This window comes from Litoribrevibacter albus, from assembly GCF_030159995.1.
Taxonomy (GTDB): Bacteria; Pseudomonadota; Gammaproteobacteria; order Pseudomonadales; family Litoribrevibacteraceae; genus Litoribrevibacter; species Litoribrevibacter albus.
Genome location: NZ_BSNM01000014.1, coordinates 455,073 through 475,038, shown reverse-complemented (window position 1 = coordinate 475,038; position 19,966 = coordinate 455,073). Strand labels below are relative to the sequence as shown.

Annotated in this window: 23 protein-coding genes; 20 read left to right on the top strand and 3 right to left on the bottom strand. The window is 45.1% G+C overall.

Annotated elements, in window-relative coordinates; translation table 11 throughout:
- Positions 1 to 9: 9 nt before the first annotated feature.
- From QQL66_RS12520 to QQL66_RS12450, 15 genes are all read left to right on the top strand, one after another.
- Positions 10 to 1,086, top strand: coding sequence for a CobW family GTP-binding protein (locus tag QQL66_RS12520; protein WP_284381813.1), 1,077 nt, complete (start codon positions 10 to 12; stop codon positions 1,084 to 1,086).
- A 219-nt stretch (positions 1,087 to 1,305) separates the two neighbouring features.
- Complete coding sequence (locus QQL66_RS12515; RefSeq protein ID WP_284381812.1) at positions 1,306 to 2,004, top strand: DUF1963 domain-containing protein; 699 nt, start codon at positions 1,306 to 1,308, stop codon at positions 2,002 to 2,004.
- Positions 2,005 to 2,022: 18 nt separating this feature from the next.
- Positions 2,023 to 2,907, top strand: coding sequence for a class A beta-lactamase (gene bla / locus QQL66_RS12510; RefSeq protein ID WP_284381811.1), 885 nt, complete (start codon positions 2,023 to 2,025; stop codon positions 2,905 to 2,907).
- Positions 2,908 to 2,967: 60 nt separating this feature from the next.
- Positions 2,968 to 3,474 carry a GNAT family N-acetyltransferase gene (locus QQL66_RS12505; RefSeq protein WP_284381810.1) on the top strand — a complete coding sequence of 169 codons (507 nt, stop codon included), beginning with the start codon at positions 2,968 to 2,970 and terminating at the stop codon, positions 3,472 to 3,474.
- A 205-nt stretch (positions 3,475 to 3,679) separates the two neighbouring features.
- Positions 3,680 to 5,224, top strand: a complete 1,545-nt coding sequence (locus QQL66_RS12500) for a metallophosphoesterase (RefSeq protein ID WP_284381809.1) — start codon at positions 3,680 to 3,682, stop codon at positions 5,222 to 5,224.
- A gap of 242 nt (positions 5,225 to 5,466) precedes the next feature.
- A complete protein-coding gene (locus QQL66_RS12495) occupies positions 5,467 to 6,366 on the top strand; it encodes a DMT family transporter (protein WP_284381808.1) in 900 nt (299 codons plus the stop codon).
- Between the two features lie 126 nt (positions 6,367 to 6,492).
- Positions 6,493 to 7,623, top strand: a complete 1,131-nt coding sequence (locus QQL66_RS12490) for a hypothetical protein (RefSeq protein ID WP_284381805.1) — start codon at positions 6,493 to 6,495, stop codon at positions 7,621 to 7,623.
- 53 nt (positions 7,624 to 7,676) lie between these two features.
- On the top strand, positions 7,677 to 8,954 hold the full coding sequence (locus QQL66_RS12485) for a hypothetical protein (protein WP_284381803.1): 1,278 nt from the start codon (positions 7,677 to 7,679) through the stop codon (positions 8,952 to 8,954).
- Positions 8,955 to 9,141: 187 nt separating this feature from the next.
- A complete protein-coding gene (locus QQL66_RS12480) occupies positions 9,142 to 9,531 on the top strand; it encodes a tautomerase family protein (RefSeq protein WP_284381802.1) in 390 nt (129 codons plus the stop codon).
- Positions 9,532 to 9,614: 83 nt separating this feature from the next.
- Positions 9,615 to 10,346, top strand: a complete 732-nt coding sequence (locus QQL66_RS12475) for a hypothetical protein (RefSeq protein ID WP_284381800.1) — start codon at positions 9,615 to 9,617, stop codon at positions 10,344 to 10,346.
- Between the two features lie 44 nt (positions 10,347 to 10,390).
- Positions 10,391 to 10,948: a pyridoxamine 5'-phosphate oxidase family protein gene (locus QQL66_RS12470; RefSeq protein WP_284381798.1), complete on the top strand. Its 558-nt coding sequence runs from the start codon at positions 10,391 to 10,393 to the stop codon at positions 10,946 to 10,948.
- A gap of 81 nt (positions 10,949 to 11,029) precedes the next feature.
- Positions 11,030 to 12,250 carry a cation:proton antiporter gene (locus tag QQL66_RS12465; protein WP_284381796.1) on the top strand — a complete coding sequence of 407 codons (1,221 nt, stop codon included), beginning with the start codon at positions 11,030 to 11,032 and terminating at the stop codon, positions 12,248 to 12,250.
- Positions 12,243 to 12,497, top strand: coding sequence for a hypothetical protein (locus QQL66_RS12460; RefSeq protein ID WP_284381795.1), 255 nt, complete (start codon positions 12,243 to 12,245; stop codon positions 12,495 to 12,497). The genes QQL66_RS12465 and QQL66_RS12460 overlap by 8 nt, the downstream gene beginning before the upstream one ends.
- A gap of 355 nt (positions 12,498 to 12,852) precedes the next feature.
- Positions 12,853 to 13,359, top strand: a complete 507-nt coding sequence (locus QQL66_RS12455; protein WP_284381793.1) for an AAA family ATPase — start codon at positions 12,853 to 12,855, stop codon at positions 13,357 to 13,359.
- A gap of 100 nt (positions 13,360 to 13,459) precedes the next feature.
- The gene (locus QQL66_RS12450; RefSeq protein WP_284381791.1) at positions 13,460 to 14,071 is read left to right on the top strand and encodes a LysE family translocator; all 612 of its coding nucleotides are present in this window, start codon (positions 13,460 to 13,462) and stop codon (positions 14,069 to 14,071) included.
- Here QQL66_RS12450 and QQL66_RS12445 read toward each other — a convergent pair.
- A complete protein-coding gene (locus QQL66_RS12445; protein ID WP_284381789.1) occupies positions 14,068 to 14,865 on the bottom strand; it encodes a helix-turn-helix domain-containing protein in 798 nt (265 codons plus the stop codon). The two genes, QQL66_RS12450 and QQL66_RS12445, sit on opposite strands and share 4 nt — an antisense overlap.
- An 80-nt stretch (positions 14,866 to 14,945) precedes the next feature.
- Between QQL66_RS12445 and QQL66_RS12440 the strand changes: the two genes are divergently transcribed.
- The 5 genes from QQL66_RS12440 to QQL66_RS12420 all read left to right on the top strand — a co-directional run bounded on the left by QQL66_RS12440 (position 14,946) and on the right by QQL66_RS12420 (position 18,939).
- The gene (locus QQL66_RS12440; protein ID WP_284381787.1) at positions 14,946 to 15,758 is read left to right on the top strand and encodes a class I SAM-dependent methyltransferase; all 813 of its coding nucleotides are present in this window, start codon (positions 14,946 to 14,948) and stop codon (positions 15,756 to 15,758) included.
- Between the two features lie 108 nt (positions 15,759 to 15,866).
- Positions 15,867 to 17,129 (top strand): RNA polymerase sigma factor, encoded by a 1,263-nt coding sequence (locus tag QQL66_RS12435; protein ID WP_284381785.1) that lies wholly within the window; start codon positions 15,867 to 15,869, stop codon positions 17,127 to 17,129.
- A gap of 172 nt (positions 17,130 to 17,301) precedes the next feature.
- The gene (locus tag QQL66_RS12430) at positions 17,302 to 18,147 is read left to right on the top strand and encodes a YciI family protein (protein WP_284381783.1); all 846 of its coding nucleotides are present in this window, start codon (positions 17,302 to 17,304) and stop codon (positions 18,145 to 18,147) included.
- 25 nt (positions 18,148 to 18,172) lie between these two features.
- Entirely contained in the window at positions 18,173 to 18,544 is a 372-nt protein-coding gene (locus QQL66_RS12425; protein ID WP_284381781.1) for a YciI family protein, read from the top strand.
- A gap of 41 nt (positions 18,545 to 18,585) precedes the next feature.
- The gene (locus QQL66_RS12420) at positions 18,586 to 18,939 is read left to right on the top strand and encodes a DUF1428 domain-containing protein (protein ID WP_284381779.1); all 354 of its coding nucleotides are present in this window, start codon (positions 18,586 to 18,588) and stop codon (positions 18,937 to 18,939) included.
- On the opposite strand, the gene QQL66_RS12415 is transcribed toward QQL66_RS12420, so the two are convergent.
- Both QQL66_RS12415 and QQL66_RS12410 read right to left on the bottom strand, forming a co-directional pair.
- On the bottom strand, positions 18,936 to 19,250 hold the full coding sequence (locus tag QQL66_RS12415) for a cytochrome C oxidase subunit IV family protein (RefSeq protein ID WP_284381777.1): 315 nt from the start codon (positions 19,248 to 19,250) through the stop codon (positions 18,936 to 18,938). The two genes, QQL66_RS12420 and QQL66_RS12415, sit on opposite strands and share 4 nt — an antisense overlap.
- Positions 19,251 to 19,286: 36 nt before the next feature.
- Positions 19,287 to 19,907 carry a cytochrome c oxidase subunit 3 family protein gene (locus QQL66_RS12410; protein WP_284381775.1) on the bottom strand — a complete coding sequence of 207 codons (621 nt, stop codon included), beginning with the start codon at positions 19,905 to 19,907 and terminating at the stop codon, positions 19,287 to 19,289.
- Between the last annotated feature and the right edge of the window lie 59 nt (positions 19,908 to 19,966).

The following is a 19,966-nucleotide window of genomic DNA, read 5'->3' as shown; positions in this document are numbered from 1 at the left end:
CTCTGAATCATGCCTTCCTCGCCACACATACACGCCATTCCTGTTAACATCATTACCGGCTTTCTCGGTGTCGGGAAAACCACGGCGATTCTTCATCTTCTGAAACATAAACCCGCCAATGAACGTTGGGCGGTGTTGGTGAACGAATTTGGTGAGGTAGGAATCGACGGTGCCATTCTCAAAGCACAACAAGCTGATCGCCAGACATCAGAAGGCAACTCAGATCTTCTAATCAAAGAAATTCCCGGCGGCTGCATGTGTTGTGTCAATGGGTTACCTACTCAGGTTGGGCTGAATGCGTTACTTGCCCAAAATCCGGACCGACTGTTGATTGAACCCACAGGGCTAGGGCATCCAAATGAAATCATCCAGATGTTGACCGGTGATAATTACAAAACGGTGGTTGAACTTCAAAACACCATCACCCTGGTTGATCCAAGCAAGATCCGTATTGAAAAGTATCAAACACACGATATTTATCGTACCCAACTGGCGGTGGCGGATTACCTCGTTGCGACCAAAGGCGATTTATACGACGGCCCATATCAAACGGACTTTGATGAGTGGGTTAGGGAATTAAAACACCAAGGGCGAATTCGACCAGATTGCCAAACGAAATGGACCAGCTTCGGGCGGATTGACCTGGAATGGCTTGATGGCCATTCATCCGCAGATCAGTCTGATCATCACGATCACGATCACGATCACGATCACGATCACGATCACGATCACGATCACGGACATGTGCTGGATAATGCATCGCTGGCGGTTCCGGACGATCAACTCTTTATCAGAAAAGAAAATACCGGCAGTGGGCATGTGAGCTGTGGTTGGATCTTTCGGCAGGAACTAACCTTTGATGCCATGAAACTGCAAGCTTTGTTTTTCGGTTTGCAAGTAGACCGCGTGAAAGGGGTATTCAAGATTTCCGAGAATCAATCCCTGATCATCAACTCAGAGCAAGGTATGGTCACCCTCAAAGAAACCAATGTAAGCCATGACAGCCGGATAGAGGTTATTACCTCGGAACCCATGAACTGGGATCAGATTGAAAGTGAACTGATTTTGGCGGCTGAAGCGATTTGATGGTCGATCCGTCCTTTTCCTCAGCATTTAGTCGTGATTTTGATGTATCAGTTCTTGAAGTAGAGTTGGTTGATGGTACTACAAGGTATTTTGATGATGCCGTGAAGGAAGAAATGACAATTTGGCTGAACAAAGTGCAGCCTTAATTAGTCAAGGTTACTGATGCAGCACTCCGCAGCTTGAAACGTATGCGACCTCTGGATAATTAAGGAAAACTAAATGAAATCAAGGAAAGAGCAGGTTGCTGTTCCTAACGTATTAAAAGCTTTTGAAGCTGAGTTAGTTGAAGCTCAACGAGAATATGTATCCATCGAAGCAGAACCGTTGGATTGTAAACGTACCGATGATCCATTAAAGCTAACACAGAGTAAATTTCTAGGGTTGCCTTTCTTTCCATCTGGCGGTGTTCTTCAACTCTTCTTTCCTGCTGATGAGTGGTGGGATATGGGGAGCGAGAAGGTCATATATCATAGTGAAGAAGATTTAAAAAAGACGCCGATTTTTGATTTTTCATTCATTGATGCCGGGCTATATGATGAACTCCCAGTTTCAAGCATACATAAGTTAAGCTTTAAGAAAGCAATCGATACTGGTTGTAGCGAGGATTCCCAGTTTTCAATTATGTTCGGCACAAAGGATTATTGGGATTTTGAAGATGATCTTAACGAGGAGGAACAAAAGGAATTTGATGAGTATTTTTCAAGTACAGGCCATAAAATTGGTGGTTACGGCGACTTTACTCAAAGTGATCCTCGTGACTATCGACCTAATCAAAAGAATGACATTCAACTCCTTCAAATAGATGTTGATGATTATATTATGTTTGGAGATAGTAGTGTCGGTCACTTGTTCATTAGGCTCGGAGACTTGGAAGCAAGAAAGTTTGAAAACGCTTGGTTCTACTGGGATTGCTGCTAAATTTCTCATTCAGATCTTATGAAAATATCGAAATCTCGTGTTCTTGTATTTACGTTCATTACTCTTCTCATGCCGCTTTCAGTTCAGTCTGAGGAGGTAAATTTTAGCTCAGTGGAACAAGTAATCTCACTGGCTGAGAAACACTTATCGGCATACATTGGTGTTTCCATTCTGGATACAGCAACCAATCAGCAGTGGGACTATAAAGGGGATGAACGTGTCCCGCTGACAAGCACTTTCAAAACACTGGCGTGTGCCAAGCTTCTCTTCGACGTAGATCAGGAACGTATTCTACCTTCCAATTCGGTGGTTATAGTTGAGAACGACTTGGTGACTTATTCTCCTGTGACAGAAAAATACGTTGGCAAAACGATGACGCTCTATGAGGCGTGTTCTGCCACCATGCTGACAAGTGACAACACCGCTGCAAATAAGGTGTTAGAGGTAATCGGCGGGCCTTCGGAAGTGACGAAGTTCGTTGGCGAAGTAGGGGATGACATTACTCGGTTAGATCGATTCGAAACGGAATTGAATGAAGGAAAACCGGGTGACTTACGTGATACAACCACGCCTAATACCATGTCTCACACCTTGAAGTCCTTGTTGTTTGGCTCAGTGCTTTCTGAAGAGAGCCGAGCTCAACTCATGGAATGGATGGTTGATAACCAAGTTACCGGCAATTTGTTACGCCCTGTGTTACCTCAAGGCTGGAAAATAGGGGACCGCTCAGGCGCAGGTGGTTATGGCTCCAGAAGCATTACGGCTGTTGTGTGGAGTGAAAATCGGGCTCCGCTAATTATTAGCATTTATATTGCTCAAACAGAGGCATCGTTTGATGATCGTAACCAAGCGATTACACGCATAGGTAAGGCGATTTTTACTGTGCTAGAAGATACGCATTGAGTCATTATTGTTTTAAACTTTTGAGATTAACCAGCTTCGAAAGCTGCTAGGAGAGCAAACTTGAGCATCACCATTCGAAAAGAAACCCCCAGTGATGTTGATCAGATCCATGAGGTCACCGTTGCTGCGTTTCTTAATGCACCGCATACCGATCATACCGAGCAGTTTATCGTTAAGGCACTGCGAGAGTCTGGCGTATTAAGTATTTCATTGGTGGCGGAGACGGAAGGCAAGGTGGTTGGGCATGTGGCCGTTTCACCTGTTTCGGTATCCAACGGCGCTGACAGTTGGTATGGCTTGGGGCCTATATCTGTCGAGCCGGGTCAACAAGGCAAAGGCATTGGTTCTCTATTGATGAATGCCGCTTTGGACGAACTGAAAGAGATGCAGGCCAATGGCTGTGTTTTGCTGGGTGATCCAGAATACTACAGCAGGTTTGGCTTTTGTCCTGTTGATGGGCTGATACTTCCGAATGTTCCGCCAGAGTACTTTCAGGCGATCTTGTTTCAAGGGGACTTCCCTCAGGGAGAGGTTGAGTATCACCAGTCCTTTAACACAAAAGCGTAACTAAGGTTGTTCTCTTGGTTGCACTAAAAAAGCTAAAGCAAATGCCATTCTTTCATTGGCGTTTTTAAACGCCTGTCTATACTCATTGAACGCACTAGTGAACCAAACATCAAACACATCTGTTCTAAATGGCTGAAATGATGTCGGCTATGTAACAGTCGATTGTGTTCTCACTTCGTTAAACCAAGGATAGGTGGAAAGGACTATGAATATTTCGTCATGGGATGGGCGCTTGTCCATTCAGCTCTCTAATGCATTAAAAATCTCGATTTTTCTTATTATTTCTGTGTGTTTATCGGCATGTGGTTTGTGGAATAAAACAAAACAACCCGCTGATGTCGTTGCCGTATATAGCTTGTTTGCTCCGGCCAGTAATGGCGGCAATGAAAACGGTGAACCTGTGTTGTATGCCAGGGCGGTTTTGAATTCCCTAGGCGCAGCTTGCCCGATCTTAACGGGCAGTGATCAATCGACGGTGAAGATGTCGGAGCGAGGGTTTCATCCTGACCGGACGAACTTCCCCGTTACTGTCTGCGAAGCCATGATTTCTGTCGGTGTTAGCTATCGAGTATCTAATAGTGAGTTTGAGCTTGCGGCTGCGACTTTGGCTCCTTCTGAAGTGTTGGTCTATGGGGATACGGGGTGCAAAGCATCTGTTTGTAAACCGGGGGAGGCGGCCAGCCCGTTTTCTAAGCTTGCCAAGGCGGGGGCAACGCGTGGTGCAGAATTGATCCTGCATATGGGCGATTACAACTACCGTGGGACGTCCGGCAGCCTGAAAAAGAAACCGGAGAAAATCTATGCGTATGATGCTGGGGATGGTGGTTACGATGGCGCATCTTGTGGCTATGTTGGCACCCCGTATTACAGTCAGAACGCCAGCGATAGCTCTAAGCCGGATCAATGGCAGTACTGGTATGAAGATTTCTTCCTGCCAGCTCAGGAATTATTGACCACTGCACCTTGGGTATTTGCCCGAGGCAATCACGAGCTTTGCAGTCGTGCAGGCGTAGGCTGGTTTTATTTCTTCGGTCCGGGGTCTTCGCTAGAAGGGGGGATTTCGCAATTGGTTTGTCCTAATCAAGGATCGATTGCACGGCCAGCCTATAACGCAGTGAATTCGATCAATATGATTCAACCTTATGTGGTGTCTTTGGAGCCGCTTGATTTGTGGGTCATGGACAGTGCCAACGCCTGTGATGCAAGCTCAGATAACCCGTTAACCTCTGAATTCACTCAGCAGTTTGAGCAGTTACAAGCCCAGTTACCTTCTAACGATAAGCCTGTTTGGATGTTAACCCATCGGCCAACTTGGGGGGCTGAGATTGATACCTCTCAATCAACTCCTACTGCGGTGAGTAGTCTGAATGTGATGCTGCAGACAGCTCTTAAACAGAGTGAAGGGGCAGCCTTTGCGTCACAAGTACAGTTGCTGCTTTCAGGTCATATGCATTTGTATCAAGACATCAGTTTTCCTGGCAGTACCAGACCACCGCAGATTGTCATAGGCAACAGCGGTGTTAGCTTGAATAAATCTACAACAGGGAATTATCAAGGCACCATCGATGGTAAGGCCGCGCAGGTAAATCAGTTGGATGAGTTTGGTTATCTGCTGATGTCGCTGAAAGAGCAAGGACAATGGCAGGGTGAAGTGTTGAATGAAGGCGGGCAGGTATTGGTTCGCTGTGATAGTAAAAATGCCAATACAAACCAAGGGTTATGTGTCATTGACTCAACGTCATCTAATTAGTTTGCCGAACCTTTGGTTCTTATAACACTCTTACAGAGATTCAAGTTCTATACTGCGGTTATATTCATCGCTCGTGTTCATTGTTTTTGTTCATGGCGCTTGTTAACGCTTCTTGTTAACTGCGCTTGTCTGGAGACAGATGCGGTGGTGAATTTCTATAGTGTGAGCGGGTATAGAATGTGTACACAAAGGTTTGGCAATAACCATTGGGTGAAATAGATTCGATGCATCTAAACAAATCAATGAAGGTTTTTCTTCTCACCAGCGTTGCCTTAATTGCTTTCGCTGGTAACTCCATTTTTTGCCGACTGGCTTTAGGTGAGGAGAGAATTGATGCAGCGAGTTTTACCTCTATTCGGTTACTGACAGGCATTGCTGTGCTTTTGGCTGTATTGGCATTGTCTCCATACAGAGTGAAAGTACGAAACGGCCAGGTACAGGGGGCTGACGAACACCAGACTCAACCGACCCGAGGGAGTTGGCGGGCCGCTTTAATGTTGTTCATTTATGCCATCGGCTTTTCTTATGCTTATGTGTCTTTGGAAACCGGAACCGGTGCGTTGATTTTGTTTGGCGCGGTTCAAATTACTATGATTGCGGTTGGCCTGGTCACGGGTAATAGGCTTACTGTCATTGAGTGGTTAGGTGTCTTGCTTGCCTTTGCCGGGTTTACCTATTTGATGTTGCCAGGGGTAGAAGCTCCATCTCTATTGGGCTTTGTGTTTATGGCTGCTGCAGGTGTCGCATGGGGTTTTTATACCCTGGCAGGCAAAGGGTCCAGACATCCGTTATCCGATACTGCCTTTAATTTTGTACGCACTTTACCTCTCGTCGTGCTTTTAATCGTATTAACCATCTCGAACAGCCAGATGACCTTATATGGCATTGTACTGGCAATGTTGTCGGGTGGGCTCGCGTCAGGCATTGGCTACACCATCTGGTATATGGCATTAGAAGGGCTATCTGCTATTCAAGCGGCCGTCCTACAATTATTGGTGCCTATCATTGCCACAATCGGAGGTTTTGTCTTCTCTGGTGAAGAGATAACGCTTCGGTTTGTGATCGCTACACTGATGGTTCTGGGGGGGATTTTAATGGTTATCCTGGGCCGTTTTCAGAGTCAAAAACAGATCTCTTCTTAATAGCTTTTTTGTTTTCTTATCTTCCTCGTTTTCCTTGCTTGAACAACTTACCTCCCCCATTTGGGGAGTAGACCCATCTCTCAGATCACTTATTCTTTTATAAAAATAACAATAAAAAGGTCGCTCATGAGTAATTCGCTTAATCCGATTAAGTTAGGCGCGATTTCTGTGCTGGGTATTTGTGGCATAGGAATTATCAGTTCATTTGTCATTAATGAAAATCACACCGTGCCCTTGGCTGAAGAGGTTCTTGTAGAACAAACTCAACCTAAGCAATTGCAGGAAACTGCCAGTGCTCAAACAACGTCTCCTCAGCTGTTGCCTGGTGTTGAAAAAACGGAAGAAGGCTTCAAGTTTGATGATGAAATGAAAATGAAGCTGCAAAAAATAAGCGAAGCGTATGATGCACAAGCTCAGTACCCAAGTTTCTCTACACCGATTAATCCTGACGAATTAGCCAGTAAGTATCTCCCGGATATCCCAATTGCGAATGAATTACCTGCCAAACTGACAGACCCGAACAGCCCAACTTTGTCGATCAAACCTAATCAGCTTCGCTTTTTCTACGGCGATCATTTGGTTGTAGACGCTGAGATTTCTGGGCTATCCGAGGACGAAAACAGTGCGGTTTCAGCTCGCTTAGTTAGTAATGGAGAAACGTTGGCACACGCCACAGTGATTGCGAAAGAAGATGGCGCACATCAGTACCAGTTGGATTTCAGTGAACTGAGATTTGACGATGTGGAATGGAAGCGTGAATTAACTATTGATACAGAGTTTCAATTTTTGGGTGAGACTTATCAAAGAGGTACCAGTATTGAGTACCTTGCAACCGTTGCACAAGTTGAGCAGGTAGCGCCTTCTGAAATACACGATGAATACCTGCACATTCCTGTTTATATCTCTACGGAAAAGCCTGGCTATCACCGTTTGAGAGCCAATTTATATGAGTCCGAAACCGGTCGGCCTTTGGTGAATTTAAGAGCAGAAGAACAAGTTAATGGGCGTAGTGGTGTGCTGATACTGAAAGCGCACATCGCGGCACTCAAGGAAGCTGGTTCTGAAGGCCCTTATGAACTGAAGGATATTTCACTGCAACGACTGCCTTCAAAACCGGATTTCATCACCGAATTTGGAAGAGTTGACCAAGACGCCTATGACGTTGAAGGCTACAACTTTTCTGAATACCTCGATAAGCCTTACGTTAATGAAAAGGCTCAACGCATCGCTAACGAGTTACGACGATTAGGGTCGTAAGCAGTTCTTGTTCTAAACGATAAAAATAAGCAAAAAAGAAACAGGAGAATATCGTGAAACTTTGGAAATCACTTGCTCTGTCTGCCTTGATGGCAGGTGCAACTCATGCCTCAGCTAATCAGTTAGCTGGTAAAAATATCATTCTGGTTCAGGGCTTCCAGTTACAACACGTGTTTGTCTCACGCACAGAAGATGATGGTAAACGCTTTGGCTATAACTACTGGAATCGCTTTGATCTTTACAATAATGGCAATGGAGCTGTGAGCGTAGGTAATCCAACGGGCATTACGTTGCTTGACCAAAACCTACCTATGCTGAAGGACGCGAACGGAGATACCTTCAATATCTACGACACGTCGAAAGAAGCGGTTTATTACTCCGATGACAATGCAAAAATCTTGCATTTCGATTCAACCTATCGCTTGGAAGAAGCTAACGGTGAAGGCATTGGGGCAACCATCGCTCAACAAATCTCGGATTTGTTTGCAGAAGATCCAACGTTTTGTTCTCGCACCAACGGCTGCTTGGTGATTACCCATTCAACGGGTGATCTGGTGATGCAGTACGTTGAAGAAAACAAATACTCATTGTTGGATGCAAACACTAGAAGTGCATTTGATGTAACAGCGTATGTGGATTTGGCGGGTGCACGAGGCGGTACTGAAGGTGCGGGCTTGCTATATCACTTGGCAAACTTCCTGGATGATTTGGCATCAAACACTGTGCTTTCTTCTGAAAAACAAGACGAAGTGGATGACGCTAATGGCTGGATTAACTTCTTCCTGGGAACAGAAGATGTTGAATACTTTGCGCCAGGGAAGCATTTCCAATCCGGTGTGCTTTATAACTTGCAGCCTGATCAGGCTCGAAACACTGGTTTGGGCAACCCTGATGGTATACCTCATTTACGAGTTGCGTCTGCAGGTGATGAACCGTATGGCTTTATCACTCATCTGTTTATCAAAGGTCACGACGACAGTGTAGTGCCTCTACATAGTTCGTGTGGTTCATCTGAGCCTCAAAGCTATGACTCATGTGTTTGGAACAGAAAAATTGATGGCGAAACTACCTGGTTTGCAGATGCGCCGTCTTCTTATTACAACCACCATTATCCATTCATTCAAAGCGAAAGCCTTCGCCACAATGGTCATCAGTGGGATGACACTGGTAACTACATGACGCCGCTGGCAGATAACGGTAATTTTGTGGATGACCTGGATATCGACTTTGAGAAAGTAAATTACTGGGATATCTTCCTGAACAAGTACATTTACATTCAAAACGCATCGAGCAAGAGCATGGCGCAAGTTCTGGATGCTTCGCTAGAGTAATGGATGATTGATGAATTAATGCGTTGATTGCACAATGAATTAACGTGTTGAAGAATCCGGTGCTAAGGTTTTGGCTCCGGATTTTTTTATATGTATGAATGACAATTTTCAGTCTGAGATATAGGAAGAGAGAGTACAGGCTGGTATGGTGGACTAGCTATAAAAACTATTAGGAACAATGGATTGTATGGCTCAGATCAAAATATATGGATTACAGGCTAACCTTGAGCAAAACCGTGAGGCGATCTCTAACGCCATTCATAGCGCTGTAATGTCTTCGCTCGATTATCCCAAAGAAAAGAAATTTCATCGCTTTATCTCCCTTGATACAGACTCTTTTATCTATCCGGATGATCGATCCGAGCACTATCTGATCATTGAGATTTCTATGTTTGAAGGGCGTTCAACGGATGCCAAGAAATCTTTGATTAGAGAGCTGTTCAAAAACATAAACGACGCCACCGGAATCAGCCATCAGGATCTAGAAATAACCCTATTTGAAACCCCTAAAGAGAACTGGGGAATTCGAGGGCTACCGGGTGATGAACTGGTTTTGGGGTACAAAGTTGAGGTATAGGATTTGTTGCCGGTCATCGTCACTGTCGGTAACCTTTAGTTGTTGATTGTCTTAAACATTATCTGTTGGAAAAGGAGTTTGTCTTGAGGATTTTTATTTCTTTAATCATTGTTAGCTATTTAACCGGTTGTGCTGTACCCGTTGCTCGCCGTGATGTTTCACAACCAAACTATTACGCGGAGCCTGCCTATCAAGAACGAGAAACCATCAAAGCGTCTCTGTTTGAAAATGACAGCGCGAATATTTCTAATGAAGCGGCGGATACCATTTTAAACGGTAAACTCGAAATACCTTTAAACGCGAGGGCGGCATTACTCAAACTTCGGTCATCCAGCCTTGGAGTCAGATACTACGGCTATAATTATTGGCGGTCAGAAGGCTATTTCGATTTACAGCAACAGTACGTGGATGTGCTAACTAAAAACTTGTTATCAGCCAAACAAGTAAACAATGTTGTAGCACTGCCTTCTTTCATCGCCAGTGAAAAATTAAATCTTTCTCAGATGAGAGAAGCAGCGGTCAGAATGCAGGCTCATCTGCTTGTTATCTACAATATTCACAGTGATATTTTTCAAGAGTATCGTTTGTTTAGTAAAGATCAGGTCAAAGCGTTCTCTACATGTGAGGCGGCTGTGCTGGATACTAAAACAGGCATATTTCCTTTTACGGATGTGGTGACTAAGAAGCTTCTAATCGAGCTATCTGATAAAGATACTGATATCTCAGAGACAAGAAAACGAGCTGAGGTTGATGCGTCAACTCAATGTCTTGAAACCTTGGGTACTTCTATCTCTACCTTCTTTAATGAGCTTTAATCGCTATTTTGTTTGCTTAACTCGGCATAAAAAGGACTGGTGCAATGGGAACACAATATGAAGTGCTTTCGGATAAGCACATCGACTTTATAAAAGAGCAAAAAATCTATTTCGTCGGGACGGCAGCAGAAACAGGCTCCGTCAACTTATCGCCTAAAGGCGGTGACTCTCTCAGAGTCATTAACTCTAAGAAAATTGCGTGGTTGAATTTAACTGGCAGTGGCAATGAATCCGCTTCCCATGTGTTACAGAATCCTCGAATGACTCTTATGTTTTGCGCCTTTGAGGGAAGCCCGTTAATTCTTAGAACTTATGGTTCTGCAAGCGTGTTGCATCGGGGAAACAGCGAATGGGAAGACTATTCAAAACTCTTTCCTCAGAGTGATGCGAATCGCCAGATCTTTGTATTGGATATCAACCTTGTTCAAGCGTCTTGCGGAATGGCTGTGCCGTATTTCGATTATCAGGGGGATAGGGATGAGTTAACCAAGTGGTCTGAGCGTCAGGGCAAAGATGGAATAGAGCAGTATTGGGTTAAGAAGAATCAAAAGAGTATTGATGGCTTTGATACCGAGATTCTTGAACGCTCTGGAATTGAGTAACCGTTTAACAGATCAATTAATAGATCAATGCTAAATCATCATTAAGTGAAACGTAGTTGTTAAGGTATATGTAGTCACCTTATGGATCATATTCAGGAATTTTCTAATAACATCAGTTTGGGCGGTGTAATACTGTTCACGCTTGGCGCGATCTTTTTGGTTGGCTTAGTTGCTCATGAACTGGGTAAACGGACGGGTATTCCCAGAGTCACCATTCTGTTGTTAACAGGGGCTCTGGCAAGCCCTAATGCCCTGGATCTTGTTCCACCAATCATGCACAGCTGGTTCCCGTTTGTGAGCCAAATTGCCTTGTGCATGGTCGGTTTTTTACTGGGAGAGCAGTTCGTATATAGAACCTTGATGAAGTCTGGCAAGGTGGTTTGGGCTATTACTGTGTCTGAATCACTTGGGGCGGCACTGGTTGTTTTTACGGTGCTCTATCTATTGGATGTTCCTATTGTTGTAGCCATTCTTCTGGCTGGAATTGCACCGGCCAGTGCGCCTGCTGCGACCATTGATGTGGTAAAAGAAACCCACGTCTCGGGTGATCTGCCAAAGGTGTTACTGCGGGTGGTTGCCATTGATGATTTCTTTGGGATTCTGATCTTTGCTTTATGCATTTCTATCGTTGAGTTTCTGGGTGGAACGTCAAACTTCTACGACGAGTTACTTCACTCTTTCTGGGAGATCGGCGGGGCAGTGCTGATCGGCTGTGTGATTGGTTGGCCAATGGCAAAATTAACGGGGCGTTTGTCTAAAGGGGAACCCTTGTTGATTGAAGCTTTGGGCTTTGTGCTTCTGACCGGAGGCATTGCCGAGCTCTCTGGTTCTTCATATCTTCTTGCGAGCATCGTGTTAGGGGCAATGGTGGCAAATTTTGCGTCCCACCATCAACGTCCGTTCCATGCCATTGAAGGCATCAGTACGCCGCTATTGATTATTTTCTTCTTGATGGCTGGCTTCCAGTTTGACATCACTCAACTCCATACTATTGGCTTCATTGGCGGAGCTTATATTTTGGCTCGTTCATTTGGCTTAATCATGGGTGGTTATATTGGTGCTAACCTTGGTGGCGCTGATCCTGTCGTTAAGAAGTACATTGGGTGGTGTTTATTGCCACAAGCAGGTGTTGCCTTGGGCTTGGCGCTTATGGCTACAGAAAAATATCCCGAATATTCCTCAGAGATTCTATCCTTATTAGTGGGAACCACAGTTATTTTTGAATTGTTCGGACCTGTGATTACTCGTTTCTCTTTAATTAATGCAAGGAAGTATCAGTCGTCGGTAAAGCAACATGATTGAGACCATTGGTGCGATAAGTACGTATTTAATGATTAGTCTTCTTTTAGTTTGGCGAGATAGATATCTTCGGGATGTTCCTATTCATCCCTGGCTTGAATATTCCCTGGCCGTTCTGTTTGGCGTTGTTGCAGGGTTGTTCGTGCAACTCGAATACTCAAGTTTCGTTTTTGGTGTCATTGCCGCACTGATAGCTGCTTGTGTTGGTATCCTAATTTCTGAAGGTGTTCATAAGTGGCTGGTGCGATAAGTATGCACTCTCTCTGCTATAGCGCTATTCACTAATACCTATTCATTAAAATAAGCTAATTTGTCTGGGTAGTTTGACAGGGACGCTAGGCTAAGGAAGACAAAGCAGAATAGCTCGTGCTTTTATGACCCCAAATGACAGTGAAATCAGCCAATGCTAGTTGCATATTGATTAAAGTTTATATGTAGAACATTGCTCAGGTTTTTGGATTTGTCTGAGCGTTTTCTTCTTATGATTGCTGAGGATGAATCATTGGATGGCCAGGAACTTCTAGCTTTGAACTGACTTAAAGAGCTCGGTTTTGACGATCATCACAGAGAACGGATGACAACCTTTAGTATTATGGAGAGATTACATGAGAAAAATAATAATTTTTGGTAATTCTGGCTCAGGTAAGAGTACATTGGCGAAAGAGTTGTGTGCCGAACACAACTTATCTCATCTGGATTTGGATGAGCTGGCCTGGATGCAAACTTCCCCTCCTGAACGTGCTCCATTGGAAGAATCGGGAACGGCCATTCAAGCGTTTGCAGCGACCAATAATGGTTGGGTGATTGAAGGTTGTTACATCGACTTGATGGAGATAGCCGCGCCGCTTTCAGAAGAAATCATATATCTCAATCTGCCTGTGGAACTCTGCATTGAGAATGCTAAGAAGAGACCGTGGGAACCTCACAAATACGAATCGAAAGAAGCGCAGGATGCGAATCTGAGTATGTTGCTGGCGTGGATCAAAGACTATGAGCAACGACAGGATACTTTCTCGAAAGCGGCTCATATGGATTTCTACACCAGCTACCCAGGTAAGAAGACCATGCATAAGGATAATGAACGCGAGAGTGAATTAGAGGCAATGCTTTAAAACTAATCAAATGGTTAGTTATTTCTCTTGAAATCCCTGCTGTTGACCCAATTTAATTGAGTTCGAATTCAATTAAATTGGCAACAGTAGGGATGCTCAAATGGACTACATGTATGCGGTGATACTCTTCGCCATATCTTCCTCAGTTACGCCTGGTCCTAATAACATTATGGTGATGACCTCTGGGGTTAACTTTGGTGTTAAGAAAAGCGTTCCTCTTCTAACCGGTATTTGTGTCGGTTTTGCATTAATGTTGTTACTAGTGGGCCTTGGTTTCGGCCAGCTTTTTGAGCTTTTTCCTTCTCTTCACTTATTCATTAAATGCTTAGGTACCGCGTACTTGCTGTACCTTGCCTGGTTGATTGCCCGTTCCGGTGAAATTTCTCAAGGAGACGAGCAGGGCGAACCTTTGGGCTTTATGAAGGGGGCTTTGTTTCAATGGGTTAATGCCAAAGCCTGGGTGGTAGCAACCGGCGCGATTGCTGCGTTCACAACCTTGGGTGCCAGTTACTACAGTCAGAACTTAACCATTGCGTTGACTTTCTTGGTGGTGTCTTTCCCATGTGTGGGTGTCTGGCTGATGTTTGGTTCGATCCTCAAGAAAGTGCTGAAATCCGATGCGCACCGCAAATGGTTTAATTACACCATGTCGTTACTTCTGGTGGTGTCTGTGATTCCCGTTGTTCAAGAGATTGTTCAGCAGGTTTTTTAGAAAAGTGCTTCTACGTACTCAGTAGGTGTTTTGCCCAGTGTTTTTCGGAATGCGCTAATGAATGCACTGGGTGAGCTGTAGCCTAAGTCCAACGCGATTGCGGTGACCGAGTGCTTTTGATTCAGTTGCTCAATCGCATGGAAAAACTTGGCCTGCATTCGCCATTGAGTAAATGTCATGTTGACTTCCTTGTTGAACAATCGGGCCAGTGTTCTGGGTGTGCAATGCACCTGTTCTGCCCAATGATCGATGGACTCTGTATTAGCAGGGTCAGCAATGAGTGCCTTCATAATCGTCTCTAGTTTCTTATTATTCGACCAAGGCAAGGTAAGTGGTGCAGGGGATAGCTCTTTTAGCTGATCAATGATCACCACCATTAGACGATGTTCTGTTGTACCTTCTTGATAGTCGTGCTCAATTTCCAATGCTTTTCCAATCAATCCTTTCATCAATAAAGAGACATTCAACACTTGTTGGGTGTTTGGTAATTCTTTCGCCCATTTTTCATCGATAAAGAGATTAGCCACTTCCACTGCACCGGGAAACATCAAAGTGTGTTGATGATGGGGGGGACACCAAAAGGCTTGGGAACTGGGGATTAAGTGTATTCCCTCATTAGTGATGACGCGTGTAACCCCTTTGATGGAATACACCAACTGACCACGGGGATGGCTGTGGGGCTCAGAGCACATGGCGTCTTTCACTTCGTTCCAATAGGGTAATACGGGTTTTGTCACATCGTTTAAGTGACCTACTTTTGCAACGGGTATCTGTGTCAGTTTGTCGATATTCATTGTCAGTTTGTATTAAGAAAGACAGGGTTCTGAGCATCATAATGGGAGGGTCAATTACAGATCAAGCAAGGATTAAAACAATGACCGGATCTCAAACACCAAGCCATCAGGAAGCGACCCCTTCCGATCATGAACAACAGATTATTGCCCAGTTCAGTAAGCAGGCGGTGCCGTTTACCAAATTGCCTGGGCATTCAGATGCTATTGAAGACCTTGTACGTATCTCAGGTGCGACGTCATCGAGCCGTGTGCTTGATGTAGCTTGTGGCCCCGGATTGGTCGTAACTGCATTTGCTGCCGTTGCTCAGCAAGTGGAAGGCATTGATCTTACCCCGGCTATGTTGGAACAGGCCGAAAAACAGGTAAAACAGCATGGTTTAAGCAATGCTACGTTTCGTCAGGGCGATGCAAATCACCTGCCTTATGACGACGCCAGTTTTGATGTGGTGGTGACCCGCTACAGCTTTCACCACTTTGAACAGCCCGATCAGGTGCTGTCTGAAATGGTTCGGGTTTGTAAGCCGGGAGGCACCGTTGTTGTCGCTGATGTGGAAATTCACCCGGATCAAAGCGAGTTATACAATCGGATCGAGCGTTTGCGGGACCCATCTCATACACGAGCAATGGAACATGCAGACTATCAGCGCATGTTTGGTCAATCGGTGTTTAGTGAGGTTAAACAGTATAGCTATCGGGTTGTCGTCGAATTGGAAAAGCAACTGGCGGTGTCTTTCCCTGAGCCTGGTGATGATGACAAGATCAGGGAGTTATTGATTTCTGATGTCGATGTAAATCAATCAGGCTTCAGACCCTACAGAACGGAAAATGGTGTAGTTCATTACTCGTATCCGATTTCTGTCTATGCAGGGGTTATTAAGGACCGTATTCGGTGATGATCAGCTCTGTCTTAACAGCGTTTAACTCGCCAAGTGATTCACGGATTGCACACGCGCTTTAAGCTAGGTTAGTCTAGTTGACCAAACCTAAACGTGTGCCTTCCCATGCCAACTCATGCATTGATTCAATCGACACTGGATGAACTGTATCGAACCGAAGCGCGCCGGATTTATGCAACCTTGATCCGACTGTTAGGGGACTTCAATCTCGCTGAGGAGGCAATGCACGAAGCGTTCAGTTCTGCCTTAACTCAATGGCAGAACGACGGCATTCCTGATAACCCGAGAGCTTGGTTAGTATCTACTGGGCGTTTCAAAGCCATTGATCAAATTCGTCGTCAACAACGTCATGGGGAAATTGTCTCTGAGATGTTGGCGTCTTCCGTGCAGGAAGAACCGATGGCGTCTCCAGAGCTGACATCCTTGATTGAAGAGGATGTGTTAGAGGACGATCAGCTTCGGTTGATTTTCACCTGTTGCCATCCCTCCATCGATCAGAAGGTGCAAGTGGCGCTGACCTTGAGGGAAGTGTGCGGTCTTACTACGGAAGAAGTGGCCAGCGCCTTTCTGGTTTCGCCATCGACAATGGCTCAGCGCATTGTGCGAGGTAAGAGCAAAATTCGAGACGCAAAGGTACCCTTTGAACTGCCGGAGTCGGATCAGCTCTCTGACCGTTTAGAGTCGGTTCTGTCAGTGATCTACCTGGTGTATAACGAGGGGTATTCTGCGTCCTCTGGTGATGTACTAATCCGATCTGAGTTAACCCTCGAGGCCATTCGTTTAGCGTGCTTAGTTCGGTCGTTACTGCCTGATTCGGAGGTCACGGGTCTGCTCGCATTGATGCTATTGAACGAATCCCGGCGTATAGCCAGAACCGATGATCAGGGCGACATTATCTTGCTGGAAGATCAGGACCGCAGGCTGTGGGATGATGAACTGATCAAAGAAGGCTCGCTCTTGGTTCAAGAGGCTATTGCGACCCGCGATATTGGTTTCTACACCTTGCAAGCGGCTATTGCTGCTGTTCATGCAGAAGCTAAAGATGCCTCCGAAACTGATTGGCATCAGATCGTCTCTCTCTATTCTTTGTTGTTGCAAGTCGCACCGTCTCCTGTGATCGAATTAAACCGGGCCGTTGCTGTGGGAATGCGGGATGGCCCGGAGGCCGGTATTGAACTGGTTGAAGGTTTGTTATCTAACCCGGTCTTGAGCAACTACCATCTGACCTATGCTACTTATGGTGAGTTTCTTCAACGGGCAGGGCGAAAAACCGAGGCGGTCGGTGCCTTTGAGCAGGCGTTACATCTTGCTAAACAAACACCGGAACAACGAATTCTTCGACGAAAAATAGAACATCTGTGCTCGTGATCTTGTCCCTTTATTGAAAATTATTAAAAAAATAAAAAATTTTTTTCACGGATTGTCGATTTATTGAAAGCTCATTCGACTACCTTGTAGAGAACACAAGTTCAGTGCTCTTTTTTAATTTAGTAGTTTTTATCTATCAGTTTTCGATCTAACAATAGCAAGGAGAAAGACAATGAAAGTCATGGTTATGGTGAAAGCAACGGAAAGCTCAGAAGCAGGGAAAATGCCGAGTCAGGAATTACTGATGGCGATGGGTGAATTCAATGAGCGACTGGTTGACGCAGGTATTATGGAGCTGGGCGAAGGGTTAAAACCGAGCAGTAATGGTGTCCGAATTCGGTTCAGTGGTAAGGATCGCTCTATTACCAAAGGCCCATTTGCGGAGACCAACGAGTTAGTGGCGGGGTATTGGATATGGAATGTGCAGTCGTTGGATGAAGCCGTTGAGTGGGTTAAACAGTGCCCGAACCCAATGGAAGACGATTCTGATATTGAAATTCGTCCGTTATTTGAAATGGCAGATTTTGAAGACGTAGACACAGACGGCAAGGTTAAAGAGCAGGAAGGCGCGCTTCGACAAAACCTTTCCATGCAAAAAGCCAAAATAAACACCTATCTATTCTTCTCTGGGCGTTGTGATGAGGCGCTTGAGTATTATCAGAAGCATCTAGGAGCCAATGTGGAACTGTTGATGCGCTTCAATGAAAGCCCTGATCCGCTGCCTGAAGAATTATTGCAGGCAGGCTTTGAAGACAAGGTAATGCACTGTGAATTTTCCATTGGTGATATGAGAATTCTTGCTTCTGATGGCTGTAACGATGCGGATTCATTCAGCGGTTTTAATCTGGCTTTGACCTTATCTTCAGAAGATGAAGCGCAGCGAGTTTTCTCTGCTTTGGCCGACGGCGGTTCGGTACGTATGCCACTAGAGAAAACGTTCTGGTCACCTCTTTACGGACAGGTTACTGATAAATTTGGTATGGGTTGGATGGTGATGTTGCCACCAGCAGTCGAGTAAAAAAGGTAAGGGATGAGGTTAGAAAATGAAATATATTGCATTGGTGTACTACGACGAATCAAAAATGAAAGAACTGAGCCAGGTCGAATGGGATGCCTTGAATCGTGAATGCATTGATTGCGGAGAGTCTTTGCGAGCTCAAAACCATATGATTGGCGGCGAACCGTTACTCTCAACAGAAACAGCGACAACGCTTCGTGTTCGCAATGGCAAGGTAGACATTACCGACGGCCCATTTGCGGAGACCAAAGAGCAATTAGCGGGCTTCTATCTATTGGACGTTCGTGACTTGAACGAGGCCATTCAGGCAGCCAGCAAAATTCCACCCGCACGTTTTGGCTGCATTGAGATTCGGCCGGTTCGTGAGCTTCAGGACGAAAATAATATAGGTTATTAAGCGCCTGTTCATCGGGGTTAAAGTGGCATAGGAGAATAATCATGGGGTATCTGGACAGTTTTGTGTGTGCTGTACCGAATGATAGTCGTGAGGCATATCGTATTCATGCTGAGAAAGCCGCTCAGGTTTTTAAATCGTTTGGCGCCGAACGTGTCGTTGACGCATGGGGGGATGACATTCCTGAGGGAAAATTAACGTCGTTTCCTATGGCGGTTAAGTGTAAGGAGAATGAGACAGTAGTGCTTTCATGGATAATCTGGCCGTCAAAGGAAGTGCGAGATGAGGGCATGGCTAAATTTATGAAAGATCCGATTTGTAACATGGAAGAAAATCCACTGCCGTTCGATGGGCAGCGGATGATTTTTGGTGGCTTTAATGTCCTGGTTGATATTTAAAATCGGCTGAGGCGCGTTAATTCCGCAAGCGGTTCCGGATACAGCCAGACCAGAAGTGCAATAAAGGGAAAGATATAAAAGTAGGCGTTCATTAAGTAGTAGATGTAAGGGGACGCCTCTTTTAATTCCATGAAATAGTCGATCACCAGGCGCGCTTTGATAACAATCATGCTGCAGATAACAACAGCGATCAGCGCACTTGGTTCGGCTTTTTCTGCAATGAAAGCATTTAATAAAGTCATAGCGATCATGGCTAACCAAAGGCGATCCAGATGTTTGCTGGAAAGGACTGGCCGAGTAGGTGTATTCATAAGTACCTCGTTAAGTTTCCTTTTTTGATTCTGGGTCTAACGTAGAACGTATAGAAGCGGAAAAATCAGAATCCAGGCCAGATCAATCATGTGCCAGTAACAGGCAGCTGCAATCAATCCACCATGATTATCTGCGTCAAATGCGCCGGATTTAATTCTAAAGATCGCCCAGATAATACCGCCGCTTCCCCAGCCAACATGCAGCATGTGATTGAAGGTGGTGTAGTAATAAATCGCAAAAAAGTTGTTGGTGTTAGTTTCAATGCCTCGATCCAGATTCCATTGATATTCCCAGTACTTCAACGCCAGATATATGAGCCCACACCCGACCGTCATCCAAAGCCAACGGATTGCAGATTCGGGCTGGCTATTCCTTAGTGCAAAAATACCTTTCACCACAAAATAACTGCTGCTGATCAACACTAATGTATTGATAGTGCCTGCGGTGGTATGAAGCTCTGAAGGCCCCTGAAGAAACTCCTCTGGATAATGCGCTCGGGCAATGAAATAGATGACGAAGAAAATGGCGAACTCACTGAGTTCGGAAAAGATACCGACCCAAATTGCCGGGTTTCCCGGAATGCGTTTTGGATCAAACGTGGGCTGTGTTGGTGGGGCATCTACATACGAATCGATGGATGCAGTGTTTATTGTCATGGCTGGTACCTCTAAATCCATTTAAGTCCTAGTCTCTACTATGCTTAGTTAATACTGTG